This is a genomic window from Leptolyngbya cf. ectocarpi LEGE 11479, assembly GCF_015207065.1.
Classification (GTDB): Bacteria; Cyanobacteriota; Cyanobacteriia; order Phormidesmidales; family Phormidesmidaceae; genus Leptothoe; species Leptothoe ectocarpi.
This window is the reverse complement of the sequence record NZ_JADEXP010000315.1, coordinates 1-7,598: the sequence shown is the minus strand read 5'-3', so window position 1 is coordinate 7,598 and position 7,598 is coordinate 1. Positions and strand designations below refer to the sequence as shown.

The window sequence follows — 7,598 nt, the reverse complement described above, 5'->3', positions numbered from 1 at the left end:
GCCCTGAAGACCCACACACTCATCAGCGGTCACCATAAACCGCAGATAGCGTCCCGTCGTCTGATGGCCCACCAGCCCGATTAACAGCGCATCCCACCGGGAGCGGTGGGTGGGCGCAAATACCACAGGACCGCTAGTGGGGATATTTTCTTGCCCCGTGATCCGAATCGTCTTGAAGACATTCGGCAGTAGAACATCTTCACCAAATTTGTACACTAGCGGAGCCAGCCAGGGCGACAATTTTGATTGACAGGGCGCATAGGTAACGTCAAGTATCGACTGCCTATGAAGCAAAAATTCTGGACTAAAGGCCATTAGCGATGCTCAGGAAATGAAGAAACACACCCAATGCGGAATCTAAGTTACATTAGCCGCGTGCTCGCTGTGTGCTCAACGATACGCACATCCGCATTTGTATACATACTATAAACCTATGTTAAGGGTAGCTAAACCAGAGGGCAGGACAGTTTCACCGCCGTCTCTGACGAAACCAGTTTTGTAACTGCTGCTGACAAGAAGATGCGAGAATTCCCCCCTGTACGTGTAACCGATGATTAGACGCTGGCCCATCTGGCACATTCAGCACAGAACGTACAGCCCCTGTTTTTAGGTCATCGGTGCCATACACTAGTAAACCCAACCGGGCATTGACAATTGCCCCCGCACACATCGGGCAAGGTTCTAACGTAACGTACAGACAACAGTCATTTAGGTGCCAGTTCTGCAAATACTGTCCGGCCTGCCGTAGGGCCAAAATTTCAGCGTGGGCTGTTGGATCATGATCCCGCTCGCGACGGTTGGCCGCTTCGGCAATGACCTGATTATCAGGGCCAACAATCACAGCACCCACCGGTACTTCTCCAGCGTCTCCAGCAGCTTCTGCTAACTCTAACGCCCGTAACATCCAATGGCGATGCTTGAGGTAAATAGGATTAGCCAGGGGCGGTGGCGGCACATCAAAGGGCATCTAGGCTATCCCAAAATACAATGGGCATGGGCATGGGCACGGGCGACTTGTCCAGGGGCAAACGTAGCCTGGGAAAAGTTGGTTAGATGGGGAATTTCCCCCGGCTGTACCATGACTTTCTTGCAAATGGCAGCATTATGAGAAACGCCCTGGTCTACCAGTTGGCTTAGCTGTACTCGTTTCATTGCCCCTTTTCTCGCGACCTAATCTTGTTCGTCGTCAATAGGTGTAGCAGACGACTCATGGGATACGATTAAATCTTTTAGACTGGTTTCGCCAACCATAGGTATGGCAGGCACGGGATCATAACCGCCCTCATGCCAGGGATTACAGCTGACAATGCGTTTGATCGCTAACCAGCCACCCTGCCATACGCCAAATCGTTCTACTGCCGTTAATGCATAGCTAGAGCAGGTGGGGGTATAGCGACATGTGGCTGGCAGCAACGGTGAAATCAGGAGCTGATAGCCGCGAATGAGTGCCTTGAGCACCAGTTTCATAGCAGTGCAGATGAATAATAATCTGATTATGGCAGGGGTACAGACATTAAATTTAGCGATTGCAGACGCAATTTTTGGATCTTATAAAATCCTTCTTCCTAACTTTCACTATTGAAGGACCAACGTAAAATAGAGTTTACAACCAACTAATCAACGCTATGGCAAATCCATCACTTGCGCATCAGGTTCGCTATGTTACCAATGCCACTGGAGAACCCACAGACGTACTAGTTCCAGTAGCACTTTGGGATCAAATGATCCGTGCCCTGCGCGATTCATCCAGTGGCTTAGCCTGGGTCGATGAGCATGAATCCAATGCTCAAGTATTAGCCGATCTTCAAACATCACTTAGACAGGCTGCCGCTGGAGAAACATTTCCTGTTTCTCAACTTTGGGACGGTATCGAAGCCTAAACCCAATGATTGACGTTCGCTTCACTCAAGGATTCAAACGCCGCCTAAAGGGACTCAGAAAACGCTATCGCCAGATTCAGTCAGACATTCAGCCAATTATCGACGAACTTCAAAAAGGCAACTTTATTGGTGCTCAAATTTCTGGCACGACTGCCACAGTCTTCAAAGTCTGGGCTAAAAATAGCGATATTCCTACCGGTAAAAGTGGAGGATATCGGCTTATTTATCAAGTAATTTCCCCTGAAATCATTGTGCTTCTGTTGGTTTATGCCAAATCTGATCAAGCAGATGTTAGTCTTACCGACCTTGAAGAGTCTATTCGTCGAGCACTAGATGAGTAGAAAAAATTTGTAGGCTATTTGTAATGGTCATGACCATATTGTCTTATCTGGTCTGCGACCTGTATAAGGTTAAAAGGATCGTCCAGAATTTATCAATTAGCTCATAACAAGCAAAAACAGCTTCTCAAAACACGTCGTGCTGATCGAAGCTGCCTTTACTCAGAATATTCAATTGTCAGACGCTTCTACGAAGGCGATAGAAACAAAGTCAGTGATCTTCTATCGAAAGATTGCACCTTACCAGCACTTTCTAGGTCAGTAATCACTCTTTGCAGCAAATCGGTAGCGCGATCGCGATGCTGGTGCTCCCGACCCCGTAAACGTACAAGAAACTTTACAGAATCGCCTTTCTTCAGCCATTCAGTAGCCCGCTTCACCCGAAGCTCGTAATCCGACTCACCAATATTGGGGCGAAACTTTACCTCTTTCACCGACGGACGAGACGTCTGTTTCTGACGCTTGCTCTGCTGGTATTGCAGCTTGCCGTGGTCCATCGCTTTAGCTACCGGAGGAGCGCCTTCACGGGGCGCAGAGACCACAACCAGGTCAAGATTATTGGCTTTTGCCATCTTGATAGCCTCGGCTGTATCGATAACGCCATGATTTTCACCAGTGTGGTCGATGAATAAGACCTGGGGGTCCTTGATATGGCGGTTTACAAGAGGTTTTTGTTTCTTAGTGATAGGACTAGACTCCAATACTTACATGTTGTGCTTACTACGATAAACTAACTTTCCATAATTGGAACGTCTACCCATTGGGGGATATCTGTCATGGACTGTTTATTTGGTTAACTATTTTATATGGGCTGCAGACATGAATTGACAAATTGACGCTTGCAGAGTAATGGGCTGGTCAATTTTCCCTTGTTGCCTTTGAGTTAAATGGCAGCCAAATGTTAGGCATTCTAGCTGTGTGTTAAATCCGTCCCATACCTGCTATAAAAGCCATGTTGAGCCAATATTTTTCATGACAGCCCCAAATTTTTCCAGTGACTCTGTCTTAGATGCACTTAACTGGCGTTATGCCACCAAAATGTTTGATGCGAGTAAAAAAATCCCTGCCGATACCTGGTCAGCTTTGGAGCAAAGTTTAGTGCTGGCACCCTCTTCATTTGGTTTAGAACCTTGGAAATTTTTCGTTATAGACGACACAGCCGTTCGGGCAAAACTGCTCGAAGCCTCTTGGAAACAAGCTCAGGTGGTGGATGCATCCCATCTGGTTGTCCTCGCCATTAAAACCGGTCTCGACGAAACCGATGTGGATCGCTCCATGGCCCGCACATCAGAAGTACGCAATGTGCCGCTAGAATCTTTAGAAGGTTTTAGCAACGTGATCAAAGGCTTTATGAAAGGCGTACCCGACGTTGATAGTTGGTCTACGCGTCAGACCTACATTGCCCTGGGTCAGCTAATGGTCAGTGCTGCTTTACTGGGCATCGACACCTGCCCCATCGAAGGCTTTATGCCCGACCAGTACGATGAAATCCTCGGGCTGCCAGCTATGGGATATCACGCGGTTGTAGTTTGTGCGGCTGGGTATCGGTCAGAAGACGACAAATATGCCCATCTGCCCAAGGTACGCTTTCCCCTAGAGGAAAAGGTGCAGCATATTTAGGCTTTAGGCTGGAAAGTTGCGATCGCTAAAACTCCCAGACTCAGTAGCAACAAAAATGTACAACGTGAGCCGTCAAATACGATTGATAGCCTGCGTTGTACATCTACACAGCTATCTACTAGCAAAAACAATCTTCTCTCGCAGCCCAAGAATACCAATAGGAGCCGCCTCAGACAGATATATTGGAGGATTCTCTTCGGCTTTAATTCATGTTTTGACTAGAATGCTGCACGGGAGTAACCAACCGCATCACAGGAGATTTTTTTTCTATAAAAGCCCGATTTGCAACTGCAGAAAATAGACCAACAGACTTCAAATATTTTCTTAGACGTTGAGTTGCTATAGACTTCATCGTTGACAGCTTTTTACGAGCTACCCTTTTTTACTTTATAGACCAGTCTGTAAGTGTCAAATTCTCTTTCAGACGAAATCGATTACGAAACAAATTTTCCAGAAAAGCGTCGAGAGTACCTGTAGTGATATCAATACCTCTGCAATCATTCCAGACATTCGGCTCATCGAGGCATTTGTTTTGCAGCATAGATGAAAGACTGTAGATAATTCATGCTATTAGCCTTCGGAAAATAATGAAGTTCCAATCGTCTTTAAAAATAGCGCTAGCCGGATGCCTAACAATTGTATCTGTGGCTTGTAATTCCTCGCCAGTTGCATCTAGTTCCCAATCTGAGCAATCTGCTGCCCAAGAAATAGAGGAGACTGATAAACAAGCGTCCCAGATCGACGAAAGTTTGGATCCCCAGATATCGATATCTTTGGCTAGCGCTGTTGACGAATCTACCACCACCAGCAGTAATTCATTGCTATCTGGTGACTCAGCAATAGCCTGTCTCAACTGGATTGATTATCAAAGAGTAGAACCCTCCTCGCTCGATTGGCCTCAAATGCCTGCCGGTTTTGATCAGGGCTGCGTCTTTCGAGTCGGGCAAAGCATGAGCACTCCTGTCCACATTCTGCGTAATGATATTACCTTTGCAGATATCACAGACTCTGAATCGACGGTACCGCTCTACGAAAGTGCTCCTGTTCCCTGGTTTGCGGGTAGTGAATTAAATGATCAGTTCCCAATGCTAGAGGAAAGGGGTGACCTTCTGACCTATTATTCAGCCTGCGTTACCGCCGGGGGGCAAGAAACTAACTGTGAAGGTTTTCCTGAAAATAAACCATACGTTATCGATAACAATACAGCCTGTTTCCAGGGACAATGCCTAAACGCGCCTGAGACTCACGCTATTTACTTACTCTCTCTTTGGAGCTGGGATCCACGCATTGAGTCTCGACCGACTTCTTTTTCACTTAAAAATACCTTTAATCGAAATCGGTATCGCACAGTTCCACTCAATCAGCTACCGTCGGAAGTTTCTACCATCGGCAACCCAACAGAAATAGCGACCATGGCCTTTGGGCGAACCACGTTGGGTGAAGGTGAACAGCCGACAGTTGTGACTGAAGCGGAATGGGACGAGGTAGATGGCCTTTGGATTGTCTACCTGACTAACGAAGGAGCAGCAGATGACTCCATCGGTGGTGAACGCTATCGGCTAGATTTTGCCAGTGTGGATGGTGATATGTCTGAACTACTCTGGGTGGGCAGGCAGGTATACTGTTGGCGCAATAGTGAATGGACAGGGCATAAGCTTTGTCCGTAGAAGCATATAGGGCAACCCATTGCGATCGCACATTTGAACTGCGATCGTACCCTCAGCATCCACAGGCCAGCTTTTAGGGATATCAATTTTCATTATTCTCTAGGGCAAATACGGGCATGCTTGGTAGCATCGAGAAAACTTGGTTTATCGGGCATATGGCGCGTCTTTCAGCTAGCATTCTTTCCAACAGCATAAGGTTATCGCTTACGGTCGTCGGTAGTGTACTGCTGCTAGGAGCAGTTCCAGAGGCCCAGCAACCCAGGTTAGAAGCCAATATTGCTATCAATCAGTTTGAAGATGACCTCTTGCCTCGGTTGGACGGTGAGCCGCAGATGCTAGCTAATCCAAACGATTCAGTTGCTAATGATACCGATGTCAATGAGGCTGATACCGTCAACGCTGAGGCCCGCACCCAATTTTTACTGATCCAAGCTGCATTTGCAGCAGCCGTGGGACTCAGTGCATTGGCATTAGCCTATGGCGTATGGAGCTACAGTAAATATCACCGATGGCAGCGGATCGAGTTTCTCCGGCGGGCCACCCGAGAATTTGAAAATGATCCTGGTGTGGCGAAAGCACTGAGTATTTTAGATTTTGAAGAATACCGAGACTATCCGATCAGCACCTTTCAAACAACAGCGGATGCAAAATTTAAGGTAACTAACGAGCTTTTAAGCCGAGCTTTAGCCAATCACGCAGAGCGCAAAGACCAAAAACAACGGCTCGAAAATCTGTCGCCTAACCTAGAGCATCAAAGTTCTGCGCTGACAACCTACTATGCTGAAACATCGGTACGCGACTGGTTTAACCAGATGCTCAATGGCCTTGAGCATTTTGGCTATCTGGTTGACTCTAGGGTATTTAGCGTAAAAGAAATCAAACCCTGGCTCAACTATTGGGTCAGGCTAATCGCAGATGAAAACTATCGACGTAACTGTGATTCGCGGGTGTATGACCAGCTCTATAACTATATCTTTGACCATGGCTTTGACGGCGTTAGGAGTTTGTTTGAAAAGTTTGGTTACCGGATTGTTCGCTCTCCCTACAAAGAGACTGACTTTAAGCGGCTGGGAGACGTTACCAAATACAGTACTCGGCTTGCCCTGAGCCTAGCAAAGACATCTCGATTGATTTATCAGGACATGACCTATGTAACTGAAATTTCTGACCTATGGGATATTGATATCCGCAACAATTTTCGCTACTTTAATAACAAACAGCGCGACACTCAAGCTGTTATTTTCCGCACTGATGAATGCATGGTGCTGGCTTTTCGCGGGAGTCAAGAGATCCGCGATTGGTATACAAATTTCAACACACAGTTGCGTAACTTTACGATTCGAAAAGCGGGCAAAACAACTCTATCGTCTTACAAAGGTCATGTGCACACCGGTTTTTTCCTGGCCTGGGCCAGCATTGAAAAAGCCGTTTTAGCCCAAATTTATCGCTGGCAGAATGAAGAAGCGCTCAAGCAAAATTCCAAACTACCGCCATTGCTGATTACCGGCCATAGCTTGGGCGGAGCCTTAGCAACTATGGCGGCGGCCTCGCTTCACGAAAATGGGATTGATGTGGCTGGCTTATATACCTTTGGCCAACCTCGGGTGGGTGATATAAGGTTTACTCGCCAGCTTAACAACAACCTGGATGGCAAAGTGTTTCGCTTCGTGAATAACAATGATGTAGTGCCTCACATACCGCCACCGTTCTCTCTGCACGATCCTCTCAGGCTTTACGGACACTTAGGGACAGTCAGATACTTCAATTCAAAGGGGTTGTTAATGACCAACTACAAGACTATTAACCGAATTTTGGATAGCCTGTTTAGCTTCGGTAAAAGCCTGTTTGAATCCAGCTTTGATCTCATAGCAGATCACGGTATGCCCTATTACATTAGCTATTTAGACAAGGCGCTGGAAGAAGAGCTTAAAGATAAAGCGGCAACGGTGTTAGAACTGGATATAAATCGAGTGGGTGGAGCGGAAGCAGCCAATCGGCTGCAGAAGAAATAAACCTTGTCGTCCATATCCAAAATCGGAGCTTTCTCATGACGATTAGGGATCCACGACTAAATCAGGTCCCCCTTATATCCC

Annotated in this window: 10 protein-coding genes; 5 read left to right on the top strand and 5 right to left on the bottom strand. The window is 46.8% G+C overall.

Translation table 11 applies throughout. The features are described from left to right. From IQ260_RS24090 to yidD, 4 genes are all read right to left on the bottom strand, one after another. The coding region (locus IQ260_RS24090) for a 1-acyl-sn-glycerol-3-phosphate acyltransferase (protein ID WP_193995623.1) at nucleotides 1–315 on the bottom strand (315 nt) is incomplete at its 3' end. A 154-nt stretch (nucleotides 316–469) separates the two neighbouring features. Then, nucleotides 470–967, bottom strand: a complete 498-nt coding sequence (tadA, locus tag IQ260_RS24085; protein WP_193995622.1) for a tRNA adenosine(34) deaminase TadA — start codon at nucleotides 965–967, stop codon at nucleotides 470–472. A 5-nt stretch (nucleotides 968–972) separates the two neighbouring features. Further along, nucleotides 973–1,152 carry a hypothetical protein gene (locus IQ260_RS24080; protein WP_193995621.1) on the bottom strand — a complete coding sequence of 60 codons (180 nt, stop codon included), beginning with the start codon at nucleotides 1,150–1,152 and terminating at the stop codon, nucleotides 973–975. Nucleotides 1,153–1,170: 18 nt separating this feature from the next. After that, nucleotides 1,171–1,467, bottom strand: coding sequence for a membrane protein insertion efficiency factor YidD (yidD, locus tag IQ260_RS24075; protein ID WP_193995620.1), 297 nt, complete (start codon nucleotides 1,465–1,467; stop codon nucleotides 1,171–1,173). A 158-nt stretch (nucleotides 1,468–1,625) separates the two neighbouring features. Here yidD and IQ260_RS24070 point away from each other — a divergent pair, with 158 nt between their 5' ends. Together IQ260_RS24070 and IQ260_RS24065 are read left to right on the top strand one after the other, a co-directional pair. Next, a complete protein-coding gene (locus tag IQ260_RS24070) occupies nucleotides 1,626–1,880 on the top strand; it encodes a hypothetical protein (RefSeq protein ID WP_193995619.1) in 255 nt (84 codons plus the stop codon). 5 nt (nucleotides 1,881–1,885) lie between these two features. Further along, a complete protein-coding gene (locus IQ260_RS24065; RefSeq protein WP_193995618.1) occupies nucleotides 1,886–2,221 on the top strand; it encodes a type II toxin-antitoxin system RelE family toxin in 336 nt (111 codons plus the stop codon). 185 nt (nucleotides 2,222–2,406) lie between these two features. Here the strand turns inward: IQ260_RS24065 and infC are convergent, their stop codons facing one another. Continuing rightward, nucleotides 2,407–2,919 (bottom strand): translation initiation factor IF-3, encoded by a 513-nt coding sequence (gene infC / locus IQ260_RS24060; protein WP_193995617.1) that lies wholly within the window; start codon nucleotides 2,917–2,919, stop codon nucleotides 2,407–2,409. Between the two features lie 271 nt (nucleotides 2,920–3,190). Here infC and IQ260_RS24055 point away from each other — a divergent pair, with 271 nt between their 5' ends. The 3 genes from IQ260_RS24055 (at nucleotide 3,191) to IQ260_RS24045 (ending at nucleotide 7,517) form a co-directional block, all read left to right on the top strand. Further along, nucleotides 3,191–3,838 carry an NAD(P)H-dependent oxidoreductase gene (locus IQ260_RS24055; protein WP_193995616.1) on the top strand — a complete coding sequence of 216 codons (648 nt, stop codon included), beginning with the start codon at nucleotides 3,191–3,193 and terminating at the stop codon, nucleotides 3,836–3,838. A gap of 644 nt (nucleotides 3,839–4,482) precedes the next feature. Continuing rightward, complete coding sequence (locus IQ260_RS24050) at nucleotides 4,483–5,505, top strand: hypothetical protein (RefSeq protein WP_193995615.1); 1,023 nt, start codon at nucleotides 4,483–4,485, stop codon at nucleotides 5,503–5,505. 155 nt (nucleotides 5,506–5,660) lie between these two features. Then, on the top strand, nucleotides 5,661–7,517 hold the full coding sequence (locus IQ260_RS24045; RefSeq protein WP_193995614.1) for a lipase family protein: 1,857 nt from the start codon (nucleotides 5,661–5,663) through the stop codon (nucleotides 7,515–7,517). Nucleotides 7,518–7,598 lie beyond the last annotated feature (81 nt).

What these genes read in the sequence shown, in the direction of transcription:
- tadA (WP_193995622.1), bottom strand. Translation starts at nt 967, where the DNA reads ATGCCCTTTGATGTGCCGCCACCGCCCCTGGCTAATCCTATTTACCTC.
- IQ260_RS24080 (WP_193995621.1), bottom strand. Translation starts at nt 1,152, where the DNA reads ATGAAACGAGTACAGCTAAGCCAACTGGTAGACCAGGGCGTTTCTCAT.
- yidD (WP_193995620.1), bottom strand. Translation starts at nt 1,467, where the DNA reads ATGAAACTGGTGCTCAAGGCACTCATTCGCGGCTATCAGCTCCTGATT.
- IQ260_RS24070 (WP_193995619.1), top strand. Translation starts at nt 1,626, where the DNA reads ATGGCAAATCCATCACTTGCGCATCAGGTTCGCTATGTTACCAATGCC.
- IQ260_RS24065 (WP_193995618.1), top strand. Translation starts at nt 1,886, where the DNA reads ATGATTGACGTTCGCTTCACTCAAGGATTCAAACGCCGCCTAAAGGGA.
- IQ260_RS24055 (WP_193995616.1), top strand. Translation starts at nt 3,191, where the DNA reads ATGACAGCCCCAAATTTTTCCAGTGACTCTGTCTTAGATGCACTTAAC.
- IQ260_RS24045 (WP_193995614.1), top strand. Translation starts at nt 5,661, where the DNA reads ATGGCGCGTCTTTCAGCTAGCATTCTTTCCAACAGCATAAGGTTATCG.